The organism is Sphingomonas larreae (assembly GCF_051400595.1).
Classification (GTDB): domain Bacteria; phylum Pseudomonadota; class Alphaproteobacteria; order Sphingomonadales; family Sphingomonadaceae; genus Sphingomonas.
On the sequence record NZ_JBLFFI010000001.1, the window covers coordinates 258715 to 280787 of the forward strand.

General features: G+C 68.4%; 10 protein-coding genes. 6 read left to right on the forward strand and 4 right to left on the reverse strand.

Annotation, left to right across the window (positions count from 1 at the left end):
- The first annotated feature begins 125 nt into the window (after window positions 1-125).
- The 3 genes from ACMGDM_RS01140 (at window position 126) to ACMGDM_RS01150 (ending at window position 6091) form a co-directional block, all read left to right on the forward strand.
- Entirely contained in the window at window positions 126-1559 is a 1434-nt protein-coding gene (locus ACMGDM_RS01140) for a glycoside hydrolase family 125 protein (protein ID WP_436802302.1), read from the forward strand.
- Between the two features lie 137 nt (window positions 1560-1696).
- Window positions 1697-4048, forward strand: a complete 2352-nt coding sequence (locus ACMGDM_RS01145; protein WP_436802303.1) for a GH92 family glycosyl hydrolase — start codon at window positions 1697-1699, stop codon at window positions 4046-4048.
- A gap of 141 nt (window positions 4049-4189) precedes the next feature.
- On the forward strand, window positions 4190-6091 hold the full coding sequence (locus ACMGDM_RS01150) for an alpha-L-fucosidase (protein ID WP_436802304.1): 1902 nt from the start codon (window positions 4190-4192) through the stop codon (window positions 6089-6091).
- 232 nt (window positions 6092-6323) lie between these two features.
- On the opposite strand, the gene ACMGDM_RS01155 is transcribed toward ACMGDM_RS01150, so the two are convergent.
- The 3 genes from ACMGDM_RS01155 to ACMGDM_RS01165 form a co-directional block, all read right to left on the reverse strand.
- Window positions 6324-7763 (reverse strand): glucoamylase family protein, encoded by a 1440-nt coding sequence (locus ACMGDM_RS01155; protein WP_436802305.1) that lies wholly within the window; start codon window positions 7761-7763, stop codon window positions 6324-6326.
- Between the two features lie 84 nt (window positions 7764-7847).
- Entirely contained in the window at window positions 7848-10994 is a 3147-nt protein-coding gene (locus ACMGDM_RS01160; RefSeq protein ID WP_436802306.1) for a TonB-dependent receptor, read from the reverse strand.
- Window positions 10991-12010: a LacI family DNA-binding transcriptional regulator gene (locus tag ACMGDM_RS01165; RefSeq protein ID WP_436802307.1), complete on the reverse strand. Its 1020-nt coding sequence runs from the start codon at window positions 12008-12010 to the stop codon at window positions 10991-10993. The genes ACMGDM_RS01160 and ACMGDM_RS01165 overlap by 4 nt, the downstream gene beginning before the upstream one ends.
- A gap of 116 nt (window positions 12011-12126) precedes the next feature.
- Here ACMGDM_RS01165 and bglX point away from each other — a divergent pair, with 116 nt between their 5' ends.
- From bglX to ACMGDM_RS01180, 3 genes are all read left to right on the forward strand, one after another.
- Window positions 12127-14421, forward strand: coding sequence for a beta-glucosidase BglX (gene bglX / locus ACMGDM_RS01170; protein ID WP_436802308.1), 2295 nt, complete (start codon window positions 12127-12129; stop codon window positions 14419-14421).
- A 310-nt stretch (window positions 14422-14731) separates the two neighbouring features.
- The gene (locus ACMGDM_RS01175) at window positions 14732-17806 is read left to right on the forward strand and encodes a TonB-dependent receptor domain-containing protein (RefSeq protein WP_436803604.1); all 3075 of its coding nucleotides are present in this window, start codon (window positions 14732-14734) and stop codon (window positions 17804-17806) included.
- Window positions 17807-17879: 73 nt separating this feature from the next.
- Complete coding sequence (locus tag ACMGDM_RS01180; RefSeq protein WP_436802309.1) at window positions 17880-18842, forward strand: 2OG-Fe(II) oxygenase; 963 nt, start codon at window positions 17880-17882, stop codon at window positions 18840-18842.
- 48 nt (window positions 18843-18890) lie between these two features.
- Here ACMGDM_RS01180 and ACMGDM_RS01185 read toward each other — a convergent pair whose 3' ends face one another.
- Window positions 18891-22037 (reverse strand): S8 family serine peptidase, encoded by a 3147-nt coding sequence (locus tag ACMGDM_RS01185; RefSeq protein ID WP_436802310.1) that lies wholly within the window; start codon window positions 22035-22037, stop codon window positions 18891-18893.
- Between the last annotated feature and the right edge of the window lie 36 nt (window positions 22038-22073).

Consider the following 22073-nt stretch of genomic DNA (forward strand, 5'->3'; position numbering starts at 1 on the left):
GCCATTCCACCTCGTCGCCCCGGACCTGTTCCGGGGCCTACCTCCCAGCGCATCTCGCGATCGCGGCGTGCGCGGCACGGTGGATCCCGGACCAAGTCCGGGATGACGGTTCAGGAGAAGATGACATGACGATCGACCGCCGCACCTTCGTGGGCGCCGCCGCGGCGCTGGCCGCCGCTCCAGCGGCCGCGCGCGCCGCCGCCCCCGCCACCTTCGCCAGCAAGCGCCCGCCGCTCGGCCAGCGCCGCTTCACCAGCCGCGCGGTGGAACAGGAGATGCAGCGCGTCTCGGCCAAGATCGGCGATGCCAAGCTGCGCTGGATGTTCGGCAATTGCTATCCCAACACGCTCGACACCACCGTACGGCTGGGTACGGTCGACGGCCGCCCCGACACCTTCGTCATCACCGGCGACATCGATGCGATGTGGCTGCGCGACAGCTCGGCGCAGGTCGCGCCCTATGTCCATCTCGCCAAGGCCGACCCGCGGCTGGCCGAGCTGTTCCGCGGGCTGATCGCACGCCAGGCGCGCTGCATCCTGATCGACCCTTACGCCAACGCCTATCTCGAAGACCCGACCGCCAAGACGACGCTGGAATGGTCGCTCAAGGACGTCACCGAGCTCAAGCTGGGCGTGGCCGAGCGCAAATGGGAGATCGACTCGCTCTGCTATCCGATGCGGCTGGCGCTGCAATATTGGCGGGCGACGGGTGACGCGCGCCCGTTCGACGCCACTTGGGCGGAGGGCGCGCGTGCGAGCATCCGCACTTTCCGCGAGCAGCAGCGCAAGCAGGGGCCGGGGCCGTATCGCTTCCTGCGCGTGTCGGACCGCAACACCGAGACAATGCCGCTCAGCGGCTACGGCAATCCGATGAAGCCGGTCGGGCTGATCGTCTCGGGCTTCCGACCCTCCGACGACGCCTGCCAATACCCCTTCCTGATCCCGTCCAATATCTTTGCGGTGAGCGCGCTGCGTGGGCTGGCCACGGTGGCGAAGGAGGCCAAGCAGGATGCCGCGCTGGCGCAGGAGGCGAGCGCGCTCGCCGACGAGGTCGACGCCGCGCTGCGCGCCTATGGCACGATGAAGCTGCGCGACGGCCGCGAGGTCTGGGCCTATGAGGTCGACGGCTACGGCAACGCCTATTTCATGGACGACGCCAACGTGCCGTCGCTGTCGGGACTGTCCTATCTCGGCTGTGTCGCGCCCGACGACGCTCTCTGGCGCCGCACCGAGGCGGCGGCGTGGAGCGACGACAATCCTTATTTCTTCCGCGGTCGTGCCGGCGAGGGGATCGGCGGGCCGCACGCGGGCATGCGCCAGATCTGGCCGATGTCGCTGATCGTGCGCGCGCTGTCGACCACCGATCCGGCGGTGATCCGCGCCTGCCTCAGGATGGTCCGCGACACCGACGCGGGCACCGGCTTCATCCACGAAAGCTTCGACCAGGACGATCCGAACACGTGGACGCGCCACTGGTTCGCCTGGGCCAACGGGCTGTTCGGCGAGCTGATCGTGCGGCTGGCGACGACGCAGCCTGCGTTGCTCGCGGGGGCGCTGTGATGGGGCGCGATGTGGTTGGGACCCTCGCTGCGGTCACCGGTGCCCCGGCGAAGGCCGGGGCCCAGTTGGGGAGCGCTGCGCAAGAGTCACTACGGCCTACCCAACTGGGCCCCGGCCTTCGCCGGGGTACGGGCGAGGTGAGTGACGAAGCGCCGCGCCCACCGCATCTCCAGCTCAGCCGCCGCGCGCTGCTCGCCACCGCGGCGGGCAGCGCGCTCGCGGCGCCGCTGCCCCTCGCCGCCGCGGCGCGCGTCCAGCGGACCGCACCCAACCTCTTCGTCGGCACCGGCGGCGACGGCCACACCTATCCGGGCGCCACGCTGCCCTTCGGCATGGTGCAGCTCTCGCCCGATACCGACGTCGAGCGCTGGGACACCTGCTCGGGCTATCACCACGGTGACAGCTCGATCATGGGGTTCAGCCACACGCACCTCTCGGGCACCGGCATCGGCGACATGCTCGACGTGCTGCTGGTGCCGACACGCGGCGAGGTGAAGCTCACCCCCGGCCCGCTCGCTAACCCCGAAGCGGGTTATCGCCAGCGTTACTCGGACGAGCGCGCCGAGCCCGGCTATTACCGCGTCAAGCTGGAGAGCGGCGTGCTCGCCGAGCTCACCGCGACCGAGCGCACCGGCTGGCACCGCTACACTTTCCCGTCAGGCGCGGCGCACGTGCTGATCGACCTGTCGCACCTCGTGCTCGACAAGAGCGACGCCAAGCCGCTGATCGACGAGGCGTCGCTCGCGCTCGACGCGGAGGGCACGCTGACCGGCAGCCGCCGCGTCCACCGCTGGGCCAAGGGCCGCCGCATCCACTTCGCGCTCCAGCTCTCGCGCCGGGCCGACCGGGTCACCTTCTACGGCGACGATGACGAGGAGCAGCCCGCCCAAGCGACCGGCGTTCAGGGCAAGCGCGTGAAGGCGGTGCTCCACTTCGACGAGGCGGGCGGCGCACCATTGCTGATCCGCTGCGGCATCTCCGCAGTCGACGTCGCCGGCGCGCGCGCCAACCTCGCGGCCGAGGCGCGCAGCTGGGACTTCGACGCGGTCCGCCGCGCCGCCGCGCGCCGCTGGGCCGAGCAGCTCGGCGCGATCGCGGTCGAAGGGGGCAGCGCCGACCAGCGCGTCATCATGGCTTCCGCGCTATACCATGCCATGCTGGCGCCGACGCTCTTCTCCGACGTCGACGGCCGCTACATCGGCCTCGACCGGAAGACGCAGCGGGTCCCGGCTGGCGAGCGCGCCTTCTCTACCTACTCGCTGTGGGACACGTATCGCGCGCTCCATCCGCTGCTGACGCTCGTCGCGCCCGACCAGGCCGGCGCGCTGGTGCGCGACCTCGTCCGCCAGACGCAGCAGAGCCCTTATGGCCCGCTCGTCTGGCCGCTGCAGGGTGTCGAGACCGGGACGATGATGGGCTGGCACGGCGTGTCGGTGCTCGCCGAGGCGCAGGCCAAGGGCATCCCGGCCGATTATGCCGCGGCCTGGCCGGCGATCAGGAAGCGCTCGTTCGACTTCGCCGCGCCGGACCTCGACAACAGCAAGGGTCGCGACCTGTACGACGCCAAGGGCTATGTCCCCGCCGACGTCTGGTTCGAGAGCGTCAGCCGCACGCAGGAATATGCCTATGACGATTGGGCCTCATCGCACCTCGCGCGCGCCGCGGGGCAGAGCGCGGACGCCGAGCGGCTGGAAAAGCGCTCGGGCAACTGGCGCAACGTGATCGATCCGAGCATCGGCTTCGCGCGCCCGCGCTTTGCCGATGGCAGCTGGTGGACGCCCTATGACCCGATCCAGCTCGGCCATATGCCGAAGCCTTGGTGGCGCGACTATACCGAGGCGAACGGCTGGCAGGCCACCTTCCTCAACCAGCACGACGTTTATGGTCTGATCCGCCATCTCGGTGGCGACCGCGCCTTCGAGGCGAAGCTGGACGCGCTGTTCACCGCGCCCTCGACGCTGCCGGCCAACGCGCCGCCTGACATCGCGGGTTTGGTCGGCCAATATGCACACGGCAACGAGCCCGACCAGCACGCGCCCTATCTCTACGCCTATGTCGGCGCGCCGTGGAAGACGCAGGCGATGGTGCGGCGACTGTGCGTGGAAATGTACCAGAACGCCCCCAAGGGCGTCATCGGCAACGACGATTGCGGGCAGATGAGCGCCTGGTTCGTGTTCTCGGCGCTCGGCTTCTACCCGTTCGATCCGGTCGAGGCGGCCTATGTGTTCGGCTCGCCGCTGTTCGAGCGCGCGACGTTGCGCGTAGGTGACGGCAAGCGGCTGGTGATTGAGGCGCCCGGCAATCGCGCCGAGACGCCCTATGTCGCCGCGGTGACGTGGAACGGGCGGCCGTGGAGCAAGAGCTGGATCAGCCACGCCGAGCTGGTCAAGGGCGGTACGTTGCGCTTCGCGATGAGCGCGACGCCGGTGCCCGGTTTCGGCCGCGCGATGGCGGATCGGCCGCCGTCGTTCGGGCGGGTGCCGGAGTGAGCGGCGCCTACCCGTCTCTTCCCGTTACCTCGGCGCAGGCCGGGGTCCAGGCGGCGTGACGATCACCGCGGTCGCTCCAGCGGCGAGGCTGGACCCCGGTCTGCGCCGGGGTAACAGCTGCGTGAGACATGGAGACTTTTGATGACCGACCTCACCCGCCGCGGGCTGCTCGCCGCCGGTGCCGCCACCGCCGCGCTCCCCGCCGCCGCGCAGCGCACCGGCGCGCCCAGGCCTTGGGGCGCGACGCCGTCGCGGCGTCAGCTCGCCTGGCACGGGCGCGAGCAATATGCCTTCGTTCATTTCTCGATCAACACCTTCACCGACCGCGAATGGGGCTATGGCGACGAGAGCCCCAAGCTCTTCGACCCGACCGACTTCTCCGCCGACCAGATCGTCGCCGCGGCCAAGGCGGGCGGCATGCGCGGCATTATTCTCACCGCCAAGCACCACGACGGCTTCTGCCTGTGGCCGACCCAGCTGACCGAGCATTGCATCCGCAACAGCCCGTACAAACAGGGCAACGGCGACATCGTTCGCGAAATGGAGCAGGCGACACGGCGTGCCGGGCTCGCCTTCGGCCTCTATCTCTCGCCATGGGATCGCAACCATCCCGAGTACGGTCGCCCCGGCTATATCGACTATTTCCGCAAGCAGGTGGTCGAGCTCTGCACCGGCTATGGCGAATTGTTCGAATTCTGGTTCGACGGCGCCAACGGCGGTGACGGTTATTATGGCGGCGCGCGTGAGGCCCGAAAGATCGACGCGCCGAAATATTATAACTGGCCCTCGATCGTGGCGCTGGTCCACCAGCACCAGCCGATGGCGTGCACCTTCGACCCGCTCGGCGCCGACGTGCGCTGGGTCGGCAACGAGGACGGCGTCGCGGGTGACCCGTGCTGGCCGACCATGCCCAACCACCCGTATGTGCAGAGCGAGGGCAATTCGGGCGTGCGGGGCGCCCCTTTGTGGTGGCCCGCCGAAACCGACGTCTCGATCCGTCCGGGCTGGTTCTACCACGCTGACGAGGACGCCAAGGTCAAGGACCCGGTGCGGCTGCTGCGACTCTATGACGAGTCGGTCGGGCGCGGCACCAACCTCAACCTCAACCTGCCGCCCGATCGTCGCGGCCGACTACACGACCATGATGTTGCGGTGCTCAAGAGCTTCGGCGACGCGCAGGCGGCGACCTATGCGACCGATCTCGCACGCGGCGCGGTGGCGCACGCCAGTGCCGAGCGCGCACCGGCGTTCGCCGCGGCACGCGTGCTCGACGGGCGGCGTGACACCTACTGGTCGACCCCTGACGCGATCACCACCCCGGCACTCACGCTCGACCTGCCGCCGGGCCGCAGGTTCGACGTGATCCGCCTGCGCGAGCATCTCCCGCTCGGTGTGCGGGTGACCCGCTTCGCGGTCGACCTGGAGGAAGGCGGGGTTTGGCATACCGTCGCGGAGCATGAGTGTATCGGCGCGCAACGGCTCATCCGCTTGCCGCGGCTGAGCAACGCGCGGCGGCTGCGGCTGCGCGTGGTCGAGGCGCCCGCCTGCCCCGCGATCAGCGAGATTGCGCTATTCCGTCAGGTCGCGCCGGTCTGGGTGGCGCCGGTGCGCTCATCCGACGCAACCGTGCTCGCCAAGGACAAGTGGCGCATCGTCGCGGCGAGCGGCGCCGGTGCCGAGGCGCTGATCGACGGCGACGCGGCGACGCGCTGGACCGTCCCCGCCCCCTCGTCCGCCGCGCCCGCGAGCGTGACGATCGATCTCGCCGCGGCGCTGACGTTGACCGGCTTCAGCCTCACGCCCTCGCGCACCGTGGCGAAGGATACCGCGCCGCCGCGCGGCTATCGTTGCGAGACCAGCGCGGACGGCACGACCTGGCAGCCCGCGGCCAGTGGCGAGTTCGGCAACATCGCCTATGCGCTGTCGACGCAGCGCGTGGCGTTCACGCCGCGCCGTGCACGTTACCTGCGCGTGACCTTCGACGCGGTGGCACTGCCGGCGTCACAGCTGACGGTGGCGGAGATCGGGGCGTTCGGGGGGTAGGCGGTGGAGGCGCACACCGCTTATCCCTAGAACTGACCCGCCCCCCGTTCGCGCTGAGGAGAGGCTGAGCTTGTCGAAGCCTCGTCTCGAAGCACCCCCGCCGGGTGGGCGTGGCGATGCTTCGAGACGGCACTTCGACTTCGCTCAGTGCCCCCCTCAGCACGAACGGAGCGGAAGCGGCGACTTCACGAGCGACGCGACCGACCAAACCGCTCCGCGCGAGCCGCCTCACTCAGCTCCCCATCCAGCCGCCCTTGAACCCCGCGCGCTCCAGCCCGGCGTGGATGTACGGGTTGCGCTGCATCGTCTTCCAAATCAGACCGCTGCGCCAATTCTCGATCATGCAGGCGATCGGTCCCTGGTCGATGCCGAGATAGTCGCTTGCCACCCAGCCGATGCCGGGCATCACCTTGCCGTGCTTGAGTGGTACGTTCGGGAGCGTCAGCGTCGGATTGAAGCTGTCGTGAAAGCCGTACTGCCCGTAGATGGCGGTGCCGTAGCGCTGGTACATCTCGCGCGCCGCCGGCAGCACGATCTCGGGCGCAAAGGCGATCGAGCCGAGCGCCGCGGTCGGCGCGATCGTGCCGTCGTCACGATCGCCGGGGCCGCGCGCCGAGTAAGAGAAGAACTCGCGGTTGTGCCCGTCGATCTCGCGCACGAAATCGCCGGGGCCGTCGCACGCGGTGAGACCCCAGACATTCTCGTCATAGCCGCGCCATCCCGGCGGGTTGTTGATGCAATAGCGCCGCTGCGCATAGGTCGCACGGCGGCTGTTCTCGAAGTAGTCGAGCCCGCGCCGGATTGAATAAGCGTCGCGAACGCCGCGGAAGTCGAGCCACACCTGACTATATTGATGGCCGAACAGCGGCGGAAAGGCGGTAAAGGGGTTGTCGTACTCCTCGTCCCATGACGGGTCGAACCGCGCGGTCCACTCGTCCCAGGTGGTCGGCGGCAGCGCGTGCGTCGGCGAGCCGAGCGCGAGCACGTAGAGGATCAGGCTCTCGTTGTAGATGTTCCAGTCCGAGCCGATGAAGCCGCTCTCGGGGTGCCAGCCCATCGCCACGAACGGCGCGCGCGGCGTGATCCAGTCCCATTCCACCGCGCGGTAGATCTGGTCGGCGAGGTCGCGGATCTGCTTCTCGCGCGGGTCGGTGGGATCGTCGAACCATGTCTGGGCGAAGAGGATGCCGCCGAGCAGCAGCGCGGTGTCGATCGTCGACAGTTCGCAGCGCGCGAAGCGGTAGCCCTTGGTGGTGCCGAGGAAATGGTAGAAGAAGCCTTTGTAGCCGCTGGTGTCGTCGCCCGGCCCCTGCGGCGCCTCGGCGAAGAAGCGCAGCGTGGTGAGCGTCCGCTCCGCCGCGGCCGGGCGGGTGATCCAGCCGCGCGTGGCCGCGATCGGATAAGTGGTCAGCGCGAAGCCAACCGCCGCGATCGAGGCGAAGCTCGGCGTCGGCCAGCGATCGGGCGCGAGCCCCAGCCGCTGGTCGGTGGTGTTCCAGAAGAAGCTGACGGTGCGCTTCTGGATGTCGTCCATCAGCGGATCGCTCGCCGAGGCGGGGGTGGTGCCGACTTCCGGGAGCACCCCCGGAAAGGCGAGCCGCGGCACCCGCGGCGCAGGCGCGGCGCACCCGCCGGCGAGCGCCGCGCCACCCAGCGCGGCGGCACGCAGCATGTCACGTCGATCGAGAACAGGCGCCTCCTGGATGTCGAAAGCACCGGACGGCACGGCCGCGCGGACCGTCCGGCGCAGCGGGCGTCAGAAGCTGAAGCCCGCGGACAGCTTCACCGTGCGCGGCGGATTGCCGCCGATGCTGTAGGTCGAGCGCTCGCGGTAGACGCTCGGTGACGAGGCGGTCCGCGTCGTGTCCGCCGGATCGTTGTTGTAATCGACATAATTCCGATCGTTCATGGCATTGAGGATGTCGACCCGAAGCCGCACGCGGGTCTGGTCGCTGAGGAAGCCGAGCGGGACATATTTGGTGAAGGCCAGATCGAGCTGGCGTCGGCCCCAGCGATCCCCCAGCCCGAACACTTCGTTGCCCACGATACGCCGCTCATAGGGCGAGGCCGTATCAAGCAGGGCGCGCTGGAAGGTGGGCGACTCGATCTGGAACTTGGCCGAGAGCGTCACGCCGATCGGCGTGTCGGCGCTGCCCGCGATCACGAAGCGATGGCGCGGCACCACGCCCGAACGCAGCATCGGATAGTCGGACGCCCTGGGGAAATCGAGCAGGAAGTACGCCGCCTGGTCGTTGTTGGGCCGGTTGTCGGTCGCCGCGGTGAAAGTATAGGTCGCGTCGAGGCTCCACGGCGACGCCGCCGAGTAGGTCTTGGTCAGCTTGACATAGCCCGAGTCCGCCTTGGTCTCGAGCCCGTTGTCGCCGATGATGATCGCGCCGTAACCCGAGGGCGCGAACGACACGTCGGGGCCCTGCGGCGCGCCAGTGGTCGGCGAGGGCGCGAAGAACGAGCCATCGGGGCGGCGCGTGCCGAGCAGGTAGACGAAGCCGTCCTTGCTGACGATCCGCGTATAGCCCAGCTCGACCTCGACCGGGTTGAAGCGGCCGCGGACGCCGAGGCTGAACTGGTCCGAATAGGGGATCTTCAGGTCGTTCTTGATAAAGCGGAACTCACGCCCACCCGGTACGCCGTTGCCCGCCAGCTGCTGGCGCCCCGCCTCCGTCAGATAGACGTCGTTCCAGGGAATGCAGGTTGCGCTCGGGGTGCACGGATTGACCGTGTCGGCGCCCTGGAAGAGGAACTGGCGCCGCTGGAACCGCCCGTTCGACAGTTCCTGCTGGAGAAAGTCGAACTGGTTGCGGTCGTACGAACGGCCATAGCCGCCAAAGACGGTAAAGCGGCCCTGTTCATCAAGCCGGTAGGTGAAGCCGACGCGCGGCTGCCACGCGCCCTTGAACGCCTTCCGGTTGTTGCCGGTCGAGATATAGTCGTTGATGTCGTAGTCGGCGTTGACGAGATTCCGATAGTTGGCCGGCGAAACCGCGGCGAGATCCTCCGCCGAGGTGACATAATCGAGGAACGCCGGCGTTCGCTCATAATCCCAGCGCACGCCGAGGTTGAGCGTGAGCCGATCGGTTACATCCCAATCGTCCTGGATGTAGGCCCCAAACTGGAAGTTGTTCGAGCGGATCCGCGGATCGCCGAGCGGCCCGAGCGCGCCGAACTCCAGGCTGTACGGGATCGTGTCGTTGAAGCCGCTGCCGGTCGGCAGCGTGGTATCGTAGGAGTAGAGCGGGTTAATCAGGTTCTGCTCGAGCGAGTTGAGCTTCACCCACTTGCCCTTGGCGCCGACCTTGATCGTGTGTCCCTCGAAGCCGGTCCAGGTGAAATCGTCCTGCACGGTCCAGCCGGTCTGCCCCTTGTCCTGCAGGCTCAGCCCGGCGCCGTTGCGGAACAGGTTGAAGGTGCTCACGCTCGTCGGCGTGCGCGAGCTGGCGCGGAACTGCTGGCTGATGCCGTCGGTGGCCGGCTGCGGCGACCAGCTGACGTCCTCGTAGGAGACGCGGAAGTCGTTGACCCACTTCTCCTCGCTGTGCTGCCACCGGCCCATGGCGCGGATTTCCTCGACCTTGGTCAGCGTCGCGGTGGAGAAAGCCGCGACGCCGTTGCTGATCTGATAGCCGGACTCGTTGCGATACTTGCCGGTGAGCTCGAACAGATCCTTGTCGGTCGGCGTCAGATCGATCTTGCCGAAGTACAGGTCCTGCTTGAAGGTCGAGTTGAACGAGCCGAACAGGTCCTGATATTGCGCCGGCAGGCTGGTCACCGCGATGCCGTTGCCCGGCAAGATGTCGACGGGGATCTCGCGGCGCTTGCCCTCGTAGCTGAGGAAGAAGTGCGCCACGTCCTTGACGATCGGCCCGCCGAGCGCGACGCCGAACTGCTTGTCGGTGGACGGAACCTTGTCGATCGTGGCCGGAAAGATCTCGGTCGGGCGGCGGTCGCGCAGGTTCTGGTTGGTATAGTCGAAGAAGCCTTCGCCGTGAAATTCGTTGGTGCCGGACTTGGTGCCCGCGACGATCGCGACCGAGCCGACCTGATCGAATTCCGCCTTATAGTTCGACGACAGCACCTGATACTCGCCGATCGCGAGCTGCGGGAACGGATTGCCGGGCGAACTGTCCTGGCCGGTAAGGCCGCCGCGCAGCACATAGTCCTTCTGGCTAACGCCGTCGATGAACACGTTGACCGAGTTGCTGCCCTGCGCGCCGCCCTGGATACGCGAGCTGCCGTCGGCGCTCTCGATGAAGCGCACGCCCGGAGCCAGGTCGGCGAAGGCGAGGAAGTTGCGGCTGTTCTGCGGCAACTGCTCGATCAGCCGCTGGGTCACGTTGATGCCGACCTGACCGCCGGAGAGGGAGCGCAGCCGGCTGCCGGTGACGATGATGTCGCCCGGTTCGGCCTGCGGCGTGGCACCGCCGGGCTCCTCGGTCGCGGCGTCGCCCGTGGCGCCCTGCTGCGGCGCGCTGCCGTTCGCCTCCGCCCCTGCGGCCGGCGCGGCGGGTGTGGAAAGATCGAGATCGAGCCCGGCGTTCTGGCCGACCCGCAGCGTGAACTGATCCGAGTTGCGCACGCCCGCCTTGGTGCGGATCTCGAGCCGATAGGCGCCTGCGCGCAGCGAGGCGAAATTATAGCTGCCATCAGGGCCGACGACGGTGGAACGGCGGTAATTGGTTGCCACCTCGACGATCGTCACCTCGGTGACGGGATTGTCGGGGGTCGAGCGGATGACGCCGCGCAGCGACGCCTGCCCCACTTGCGCCGCCGCGGGGGCGCTCCAGGCGGTCGCGAGGGTGACGCCGAGCGCTCCGAAGGCGCCAAGCGCGGTCGCGCGCGCCAGTGCTGCGCGCATTGTCGTGCGGCGGTTCGAGCTCATGATCATGACGGTATCTCCCTGTCCGTTTCTGTTGTCGTGTCGCGCACCACCAGACGCGGGACGATCGCCTCCGCATCGGCCGGGCCGACCTCCACCAACCCCTCATCCGGCACGACGATCCGCCGCGCCAACCGCCGCACCGCGCGCGCGCCCAATGCCGCAATGTCGACCCGCATCGTCGTCAGCGCCGGCGTCACCAGCCGCGCCATCGGAATGTCGTCGAAACCCGCGACGCGCACCTGATCGGGCACCGCGACGCCGCGTCGCCGGAGCGTCACCAGCGCGCCGATCGCCATCGCGTCGTTGGCGGCGAACAGCGCGTCCGCCACGATCGCGCCACTCGCGAGCCGCTCCGCCGCGGCGACGCCGCTCGCCTCCGAGAAGTCGCCCTGAAAGACGCTGAGCGTGGCGCCGGCGCGCGCTGCTGCCTCCACGGCACCGGCGCGCCGCTCGTCCGCATCGACGTTACCGGCAGGACCGGCGACGTGGACGATCGCGCGGGCGCCACCGGCGACGAGATGGTCTACCATCGCCGCGGCGCCCGCCGCATTGTCGACGCGCAGCGCCGCGCCGGTCAGCTCGGGCACGCAGTTGAGGAACACCGCAGGCAGCGCCGCGGGCAGTTGCGCGCGCAGCTCTGCGGCACCCAGCTGCGGCGCCATCACCACCAGCCCATCGACCTGCCCGCGCAACCGCGCCAACGTGTGGAGCCCGCGCCCGTCCTGTAAAACGGTCAACACCAGCGCGAGCTGTTGCGCCGCCGCCTCGCGATCCATCCCGCGCAGCAGCTCGGAGAAGAACTCGCCGTGCAGGTCGGGCAACACCACGCCGATCGCCGAGGTCCGCGCCAGGCTGAGGCTGCGCGCGCCGGCATGCGGGACATAGCCGAGCCGCGCCGCCACCGCCTGCACGCGCGCGCGAAGCTCTGGCCGCACCCGCTCATGTCCGTTGAGCGCGCGCGACACCGAGGCGACCGACACCTCCGCCTCCCGGGCGACGTCGCGGATCGTGGCATTCGGCATCGCCGGACCTGGCATCCTCTCCCGGTGACGGTGCCGTACGCATTGCCGTCGTTCATGTAACCGTTTACACGTATCATCCGGAACGATCAATCCTGCTGGTACATGAGGGGAGGGGCATGACACGCAATCCACGACAGCCGTCACGCCGGGCCTGGCTGTTGGGCGCTGGTGCGACGCTCGCCTGGGCGGCCAGCCCGGCGCGCGCGTTGCTCGCCCGCGCGGCGGCCGCCCCCCTGCCCGCGACGATCGAGGCGCTCGTCGCACGCATGACGGTGGAGGAGAAAGCGGGCCAGCTCACGCTCATGGCGGCGGCCTGGGCGGGCGGCGCGGCGACCGCGCTCAACCCCGCTGCGACCGGCGCGAGTTTCGAGCAACAGCTCGGCGAGGTCCGCCGCGGTCGGCTGACCGGCGTGTTCAATGGCAACGGCGCGGTCATGGCGCAGCGGATGCAGCGCGCCGCGGTGCGCCAGTCACGGCTCAAGATCCCGCTGCTGTTCGCCGCCGACATCATCCACGGCTATCGCACCGTCTTCCCCGTCCCGCTCGCCGAGGCGGCGAGCTTCGACCCCGAACTGGCGCGCCGCACCGCGCGCGCCGCCGGCGCCGAAGCGGCGGCGTCGGGGATCGACTGGACCTTCGCGCCGATGGTCGACATCGCGCGCGACGCGCGTTGGGGCCGCGGCGTCGAGGGCGCGGGCGAGGACGTGCTGCTCGGACGGCTGATGGCGGCGGCGCGCGTGCGCGGCTTCCAGGGCGAGAACGGGCTGGCCGACCCGCGCGCGGTGGCGGCCTGCGCCAAGCATTTCGTCGCTTATGGCGCCGGCGAGGGCGGGCTGGACTATAACAGCGTCGACGTCTCGGAGCGGACGCTGCGCGAGATCTATTTTCCGCCGTTCGAGGCGGCGCTGGCGGCGGGCGCGCCGACGGTGATGGCGTCGTTCAACGAGCTGTCCGGCGTGCCCGCCACCGCCAATGACTGGCTGCTCAGCGACGTGCTGCGCCGGCAATGGGGTTTCGCCGGGCTGGTGGTGTCCGATTACACCGGCGACGAGGAGCTGATCGCGCACGGCTTCGCCGCTGACGCGCGCGAGGCGACCCGGCTGGCGTTCCTCGCCGGGGTCGACATGTCGATGCAGAGCGGCTTCTACCTCAAGCACCTGCCCGATCTGGTCGCGCGTGGCGAGGTGCCGCTGGCGCGGCTCGATCAGGCGGTGCGGCGCGTGCTCGCGCTCAAGCTGTCACTCGGGCTGTTCGACGATCCCTTCCGCCGCATCGATCCCGCGCGCGAGCGTGCCGAGGTGCGCACCCCCGCGACGCTGGCGCTGGCGCGCGAGGCGGGCGCGCGCTCGATCGTGTTGCTCAAGAACGATCGCCAGCTGCTACCGCTGCCGCGCGCGGGCAGGAAGATCGCCCTGATCGGCCCGTTCGCGAGCGGGCGCCACGATCTGATCGGACCGTGGAACGTCTATGGCAGCGACGCCGAGGCGGTCGACCTCGCCACCGCCGTGCGCGCCGCGGTCGCGGACGCGGCGCAGGTGAGCGTCACCCCGGGCGCGTCGGTCCGCACGCCGCTGCCGGGCGGCATTGCGGCGGCGGTCGCAGCGGCGCGCGCGGCGGACGTCGCGGTGCTCGCGATCGGTGAGGCGCAGGACATGTCGGGGGAAGCGCAGTCGCGTTCGGCCGTGGTCGTGCCGGAGCCGCAACTCGCGCTGGCGCACGCGGTGGTGGCGACGGGCACGCCGGTGGTCGTGCTGCTCCGGACCGGACGCGCGCTCGCGTTGGACGAGGCGGTGCTCGGTGCGCGTGCGATCGCAGTAACCTGGTTCCTCGGCTCGCAGGACGGACCGGCGGTCGCGGACATGCTGTTCGGCGCGGTGGCACCGTCAGCGCGGCTGCCGGTCTCGTTCCCGCGCGCGACCGGGCAAGTGCCCTATTATTATGCGCACAAGTCGACTGGACGCCCCAACCCGGCGGGACCGCTCCAGCCGTTCAAGGCGCATTACCGCGAGTTCGAGCAGAGCGCGCTGTTCCCATTCGGACACGGGCTCACTTATGGTTCGATCGACTATGAAGATCTGTCGCTCAGCGGCAAGCGGCTGTCGCCCGACGGCACGCTGACGGTGCGCGCCAGCATCGCCAATCGTGGCGCTCATGCCGCCGAGGAGGTGGTCCAGCTCTACATCCACGACGTCGCCGCGAGCGTCACCCGGCCGGTGCGCGAGCTCAAAGCGTTCCAGCGCGTGGCCCTGGCACCGGGCGAACGGAAGACGGTTACCTTCACGCTACGGCGCGACGATCTGCTGTTCGTCGGGCGCGACCTGCAGCGAACGGTCGAGCCGGGCGGGTTCCGCCTGTGGGTAGCGCCGTCGGCCGAAGCGGAGGGATTGAGCGCCATCTTCGCACTGCCCTGACGACATAGCCGTTCATTACCCCGTTGTAAGAATGTCACACGGTCTTGCAAATTTCTTACTGCGTTGTTGCAATCGCGCGACAAGGCTTGTGCCAATGCGCCCGACTGGTGTGTGTGACTCACATTCAAAAGGGGGTCAGCAAACCATGAAGATGTCGCGTTTCCTGTGCGCAACCGCGCTTGCGAGTGCCGCCATCGCTCTGCCCGGCGCGGCGTTCGCGCAGGCCGGCTCGCCCACCACCGAGCAGGACGCCACTGCGCCCGGCACCACCGAAATCGGCGGGCAGGACGTCGTCGTCACCGGTTCGCGTATCCGTCGGCCGAACGATGACTCGCCCATCCCGATCACCACGGTGACGGCGCAGGACATCTTCGAGACCGGGCGAATCTCGATCGGCGACACGCTGAATCAGCTGCCTCAGCTCAACCCGTCGCTTGGCTCGCAGAACTCGACCTCCGGACTTGGCACCCGCGGGCTCAACTTCCTTGATCTGCGTTACCTCGGCCGCGCCCGTACGCTGGTGCTGGTCAATGGTCGGCGCCATGTCTCCGCCGACATCATCAACAACGGCAACGCGGTCGACATCAACACAATTCCGACCGACCTGGTCGAGCGGGTCGACATTGTCACCGGCGGCGTGTCGTCGGTCTATGGCTCGGACGCGATCGCGGGCGTCGTCAACTTCGTGCTGAAGGACAATTTCGACGGTCTTCAGCTGCACGGTCAGAACGGGGTCAGCACTCATGGCGACGCGGGTAACCAATATGTGTCCGTCCTCGCCGGTAAGAATTTCGCGGACGGTCGCGGCAACATCGCGATCAACGCCGAGTTCGCGCACCAACAGGACTATTACGCCTCAGGCCGCCGCAACCTGCGCCAGAACGACACGTTCGTGGTCACCGACACCGATGCGGCGGGCGCGCCATCGGACAGCGTGTTCGATCGCACCTTCTACCGTGACGTTCGCGGGGCGACCATCTCGCTCGGCGGCCAGCTCGGCTTCCGCTACGGCGCCGGCACCGCACCGTGCGGCGCAGATTCGGTGGGCAATTCGTTCACCTGCGCGTATCTGTTCCAGCCCGGCGGTACGCTGACGCCGCAGGCCGGCACGCGCGTCGGTCTCGGGCCCAACGGCAACTTTCTCGGCGGCAACGGCACCACCAGCCGCGAGGACAAGCTCGTCGTGCTCTCGCCCGATCTGAAGCGCTACGTCATCAACGCGCTGGGTCATTTCGAAGTGTCGAGCGCGTTCGTACCGTTTTTCGAGGCCAAGTACGTCCGCACCGAGGCCTTCGGTTCGCAGAGCGGACCGTTCTTCTCGCAGGGCACCACGTTGGGCGACGCGATCGACGGCGGCTTCGCGGATCGCTCCTACGCGAACAGCGGCGCCGCGGGCACTAACCGCGAGGGCATCCGGCTCGACAACCCGTTCCTCGACGCAAGCGCCCGCGCCACCATCGCGGCACAGCTGGCGGCCTCGGTGAACTCCGGCGTCAACCCCAACACCGGCGCCGCCTTCTCTGGCGCCAGCGCGGCCGCAAATCGCGCCGCGGCGCTGGCGCAAATCGCCGCCGGCACCTACCGCTTCTCACTGCGCCGCAACTGGGTCGATCTCGGCACGCGTGACGAGCGGCTCAACCGCGACACCTATCGCGCAGTGGTCGGCGTGCGCGGCGACTTCAATGACGACTGGCACTATGAAGTTTCGGCCAATTATGGCCAGCACAACGAACGCAGCACCATCACGGGCAACGTAAACACTCAACGTTTCCTGCTCGCACTGGACAGCACGCGCAACGCAGCCGGGCAAATCGTCTGCCGTTCGCAGATCGATCCCGCTTATGCGGGCGAGGATATCGGCGGCGATCCGGCGCGGCTCGCCGCCGACGTCGCCGCGTGCGTCCCGATCAACCCCTTCGGCCAGGGCTCGGTCAGCGATGCGGCGCGCGCCTATCTGATCGCGCCGACGACTGCGAAGGGCAAAGCGACGCAGTTCGTAGCGAACGCCTTCGTCGCGGGTGATCTGAGCCAGCTGTTCGAGTTGCCGGGCGGCCCGGTGGGCTTCTCGGTGGGTGGCGAGTATCGGCGCGAGACGCTGTCCTACGATCTCGATCCGCTCACCCAGGCAGGCTATAACTTCTACAACGCGATCCCGAGCTTCCGCGCACCTTCGTTCGAGGTGAAGGAAGCATTTGGCGAATTGTCGGTGCCGTTGATCAAGGACGTCTTCCTGATCAAGGAACTGACGCTCTCGGGCGCGGCGCGGGTCGCCGATTACAAGGGCTCGGTTGGCACCGTGTACGCATGGAACGGCCAGGCGGTATGGCGTCCGATCAACGACCTGCAGCTACGCGGCGGTTATGCCAAGTCGGTGCGCTCGCCGTATCTGGGCGAAGCCTATGCAGCGGCGGGGCAGAACTTTACCCCTGCTCCCAACGATCCGTGCTCGGCGCGCAATATCGGTACCGGCTCGGCAAACCGAGCTGCCAACTGCGCCGCTCAGGGCATCCCGACAAGCTATGACTTCGTCTACACCCAGTCGCTGGAGATCAGCAGCGGCGGCAACCGTGACCTCGAGGCGGAAACGTCGAAGTCGCTGACCCTGGGTGGCGTGTACCAGCCCAGCTACGTTCCTGGCTTGTCGATCTCGGTCGATTACTACGATATCAAGGTCAAGAACGTGATCACCTCGCCGTCGGTGCAGCAGGCGCTCAACGCCTGTTATGACGCGCCGTCGCTCGACAACCAGTTCTGCGCGCTCTTCCAGCGCGCCGGTGCCGACGGTGGTCCCAGAAACGAGCAGCCCTATCAAATCCTGGAGGGTTCGTATCAGGACGCGCCGCGCAACTACGCGCAGCTGCGCGCGCGCGGCATCGACACCCAAGTCGCGTACAACCACGACTTCGGGATCGTCCGTGCCTCGGTCGAGGGCGTTTGGACCCATGCAATCCAGCGCGACGACTTCACCGACCCTTCGCGTTCCAACTTCAAGGACGTGCTCAACGACGAGCTGGGCACGCCGTCGGACCGGTTCAACATCAGCACGAACCTGAAGTTCGGCAACTTCACGATCGGCCACACGCTGCGCTGGATCGACAAGATGTATGTGAACACCTGGGAAGATTATAACGGCGTCAACGGTCTGCCGCCGCAGAACTTAGATTACGCGACGATCGAGAAGTATCCGAGCGTGACCTACAACGACGTGCGCTTCGGGCTCGACGTGACCGACATGTTCAACTTCTACGGCGGCGTCACCAACATCGGCGACGTCAACCCGCCGTATGGGCTCACCGGCGTCGGCGTGTCGAACATCGGCACCACATCGGCGATCTACGACAACCGCGGCCGGTTCTTCTACATGGGCCTCACCGCGAAGTTCTGATCGATCTAGCCTTGCGTTGACCGGAGGGGTCGGGCGTGAGCCCGGCCCCTTCTGCTATGAGACGGAGTTGACGATGAACGTGGCAGCGGCGGAGCGACTGGCAGTGCAGGGGGACGTCGCCGCCGCGGCACGGCAGCTCGACGCCGCCGGGCGGAAGGGCGACGCCGAGGCGGCAATGCTGCTGGCGGTGTGGCTGCTGCGGGGCACGCCGCTCCGCCGTGACCTCGCCGCGGCGCGCACGTGGCTGCGTCGTGCGGTCGAGATCGGGCATGTCGACGCGGCACTGGCGGAGATCGCGTTGGTGGCGAATGGCAGCGGCGCGGCGGCGGACTGGTCGCGTGCGCTAGCGCTGCTTCAGGCCGCGGCACGGCGCGACCCCGTCGCGGCGCGGCAGCTCGCGATCCTCGCTGCGATGGCGCTCGACGAACGCGGCGCACCGACGCGCGTGCCCGAACCCGAGCGGCTCAGCGCAGCGCCCGCGATCCTGCGCTACCGTGCCCTGCTCTCCCCGACCGAATGCGCGCATCTGGCATCGGTCGGGGCGGCGGTGCTCGAGCCGGCGCGGGTGATCGATCCGCGCAGCGGGGCCTGGGTGGCCCATCCGGTCCGCACCTCCGACGGCGGCGCGATCGGGCCCACGCGCGAGGATCTGGTGGTGCGCGCAATCAATCATCGCATTGCGGCAATCACCCACACGCGGATCGACCAAGGCGAGCCCCTAACGGTGCTACGCTACCAGCCCGGCCAGCAATATCGACTTCATCACGATGCGATACAGGGCGCGGTGAACCAGCGCGTCATCACCGTGCTGTTGTATCTCAACGAAGGATTCGGCGGGGGCGAGACTGAGTTTCCCGTACCGCGGGTCACCGTCACCCCGCGCGGCGGTGACGCCCTGGTGTTCGTCAACACCAGCCCAGACAGCCGTCCGGATCCCGCCGCCCGCCACGCTGGGCTGCCCGTCACTCACGGCAGCAAATGGTTGGCGACGCGATGGATTCGCGCCACCACCGTGGATCCTTGGACGATCAGCTGATGCGGCGGCGGCGGGCGCGCTGCCGCTACCGCCGCCGCCGCCGTCAGCTCACCCCGAATAGCCGAAGGCGTCGCCGGTGAAGGCCAGCTGCGCCGGCTGGATGCCCTTGAGCAGGATCGTGTTGCCGCCGCCCAGATCGATCAGCGTGTCGGCGCCGAGATCGCTGACGAGCGGTTCGCCGTTCAGCGTATAACCCGCCACGTCGATCGTGTCGCCGCTGCCGAAATCGAGGATCACGTCCTTCCCCGAGCCGGTCGCGAAGACGAACCGGTCCGCACCGCCGCCGCCGATCAGCAGATCGTCGCCCGCGCCGCCCACCAGCGTGTCGTTGCCACCCCCGCCGTTGAGCGTGTTGGCCACCGCATTGCCGCGCAGCACGTTCGCCAGCGCATTGCCGGTCGCGACACCGGCGCTGCCGGTCAGCGTCAGATTCTCGAGATTGGCGCCGAGCGTATAGTCGATCGAGGACATGACCAGGTCGATGCCGCCGGCGGCGCCTGCCTGCGACTCGGTGATCCGATCGCCGGTGTGGTCGACCACATAGGTGTCATTGCCGCCGTCGCCCTGCAGCGTGTCGGCGCCGCGGCCGCCGTCGAGCCAGTCGTTGCCATTGCCGCCGTACAGGCTGTCGTTGCCGGCGTCGCCGTACAGCCGGTCGTCGCCGTCCCAGCCCTTCAGAACGTCTTGGCCGTCCAGCCCATGGAGCGTGTCCGCGAAGTTGGTGCCGTACAGCCCGTTGTCGAGGTTGTTGCCGGTGCCCAGCCGCGCCGCGCCGGTGAGGTGCAGGTTCTCGACTTGGGCGGTCAGCGTGTAATCGACGCCGGTGTAGACGGTGTCGTTGCCCTGGTTGGCCGCCTCGATCACGACGTCGCCGCGCTGGTCGACGATATAGGTGTCGTCGCCCTGCTCGCCGTGCAGCACATCGGCGCCGCTGCCGCCGTTGAGCCGGTCGTTGCCGAGCCCGCCGAACATTGTGTCGTTACCGGCATCGCCGAACAGGCTGTCGTCGCCGCGCATGCCGTGGAGTTCATTGTCGAGCACGTTGCCGTTGAGCGTGTCATTGCCGTCGCCGCTCACCGCATTCTCGATCCGCGTGCTCGCGCCGATCGTGAAGGCGCTCGATCCGCCGAAGCTGGTGACCCCGCCCTGCCTGAGCGAGATCACCACGTCGCTGGCGATCGCCGCGGCGTTGATCCAGTCGGTGCCACCGTCGGTGTCGATCAGCGTACGGCGCGCGCTCTCGCCCGCGATCGCCGCCATCGTGAAGAACTCGTTGGTATAGGTGTAGACGTCGCCCGCCGCGGGCGCGGCGCCGTACAGATCGAGCTTGAGCGTGTTCACCGTCGTGCGGTTGTCGTCATATTCGCCGAACACGTCCTGCGTCTGCTCGAACTGGAGCGTCCAGGTGCCGAGCGTATCAACCCCGCGGAACCCGCTGAGCCCGAAGGTGAAGGTCTGCGACGCGGCAGAGACGGTGGTGGCATTGGTGTCGCCGAGATCGATATAGCCCTGCGTGCCATCGGGCGCGATCAGCTTGATCTTGAGCCCCACCGCGCTCGCGTTGAAGGACGAGGTGCCGTCGCCCAGCAAGGTCGAGAAGTTGAGCGTGAGATCCAGATGCTCGACGTCCACGTCCTGGGTGACGCGGAACTGGAAGCTGGTCGGCGTGCCGAGGAAATCGTGGAACTGCGTCAGCGCGGTGTCGGCCTTGGTCGCGACCGAGGTCTTGCCGACCCGGATCGTGCCGGTGGTGGCGCTGACCTCGTTGTCGCTCGTCTTGGCCGCGCCGAACAGCGACCAGACTTCGGCGAGCCGCACCGCATTATAGGCGTCCACCGCGCCATAGCCGTAATCGTTGCTGTAGTGCATCGCGCCGCCGTTCCAGCCGGCATCGTCGCCGTTGAGCTGGTACTGGCGGTTGTTGAGCACATAGGTTAGCCCGCTGATCGTGGAGGTGGCGGCGGTCTGGCCGGTCTCGAACGCCACCGGCATCTTGGCCGAGGCAGCGAGAATGTCCTTGACGTCGCGCCAGCCCAGATCGGTGTTGGCGTCGAGAATGAGGCTGACCACGCCACTCACCACCGGCGTCGCGCCCGAGGTGCCGCCGAACGAGTCGGTATAATCCTCCGCGCCGCCGGGCTTGGCGATCGTGTTATAGCCGTCACGGCCGAGCAGATCGGTCGTCACCTGCCCTGTGCCGCCGAGCTCGGCATAATCGTTCGACGGCGCGGCGACGAGCAGATGCGCACCGCTGTCGACATATTGCGACGAACTGCCGTCCACCTCGCGGTACGATCCGACCGTGACGACGTGGCGGTCGGTCTTCCAGCTGTCGGCCTGGCCGTCGATCACGTCGTTGCCCGCCGCGGCGACATGGATGGTGCCGAGCCCGCCGCGGCCCTCGCTGCTGCCATAGCCGAGCGCGGTCACCATGCCGTTGGCGAACGAGCCTGCGGTGGTCCGCGCCGCGGCGGTGCTGATATAGTCCAGCCCGCCCCAGCTGTGATTGGTGACGTCATAGCGCGCGGACTGTTTCACCGCCTCGAAGAACTTGGTCAGATCCGCGCCGTTGACGAAGATCCCCTCCTTGGCATCGTCCTCGGAATACGGATCAAAGATGTTCACGCCGGTGACGTGTGCGCCATAGGCGACGCCCACCCCGCCCGCGCCGTTGCGCTCCGCCGCGATCAGCCCGGCGACCGAGGTGCCGTGCGGACCGGACGCGGGGCGATAGTCGCCGTCATAGACCTTGCCGTCGACGACGACCTGCTTGGAGGCATCGTAATTGCCGTCGAGATCCCAGTGCGCATATTGCACGCCCGAGTCGTAGACACCGACGGTCACGTCCTTGCCGGTATAATCCTTCCACACCGTCTGCAGGTCACCGAGTCGCTGGAGATGCCACTGGTCCTTCGCCAGCGGGTCGGCGACGTCGATCGAGTAAAGCTTGAACGCGGTGGTGACGGCCTTGCCGGTCGACAGGTCGAAGGCGGGGGTCGGCCCCGCCGCCACCGCGGCCGCGGGCGCCGCCAGCGCCGGTGCCTGGAGCGGGCGGGAGTCGAGCGGCCCGGCGGTGGTGTAGGACGGGGCCAGCGCACCACGCCCGGGGGAGAGCGCCGCCATGTCGGTGGGACCGTCAGTGCCCTGATGAGCGCGCCCGTTCGCCCGCAACACGGTGTTCAGCTTCGATGCCATGCCTGTCTCACTCCCGGTGAAGGTCGGCCGGCCAGG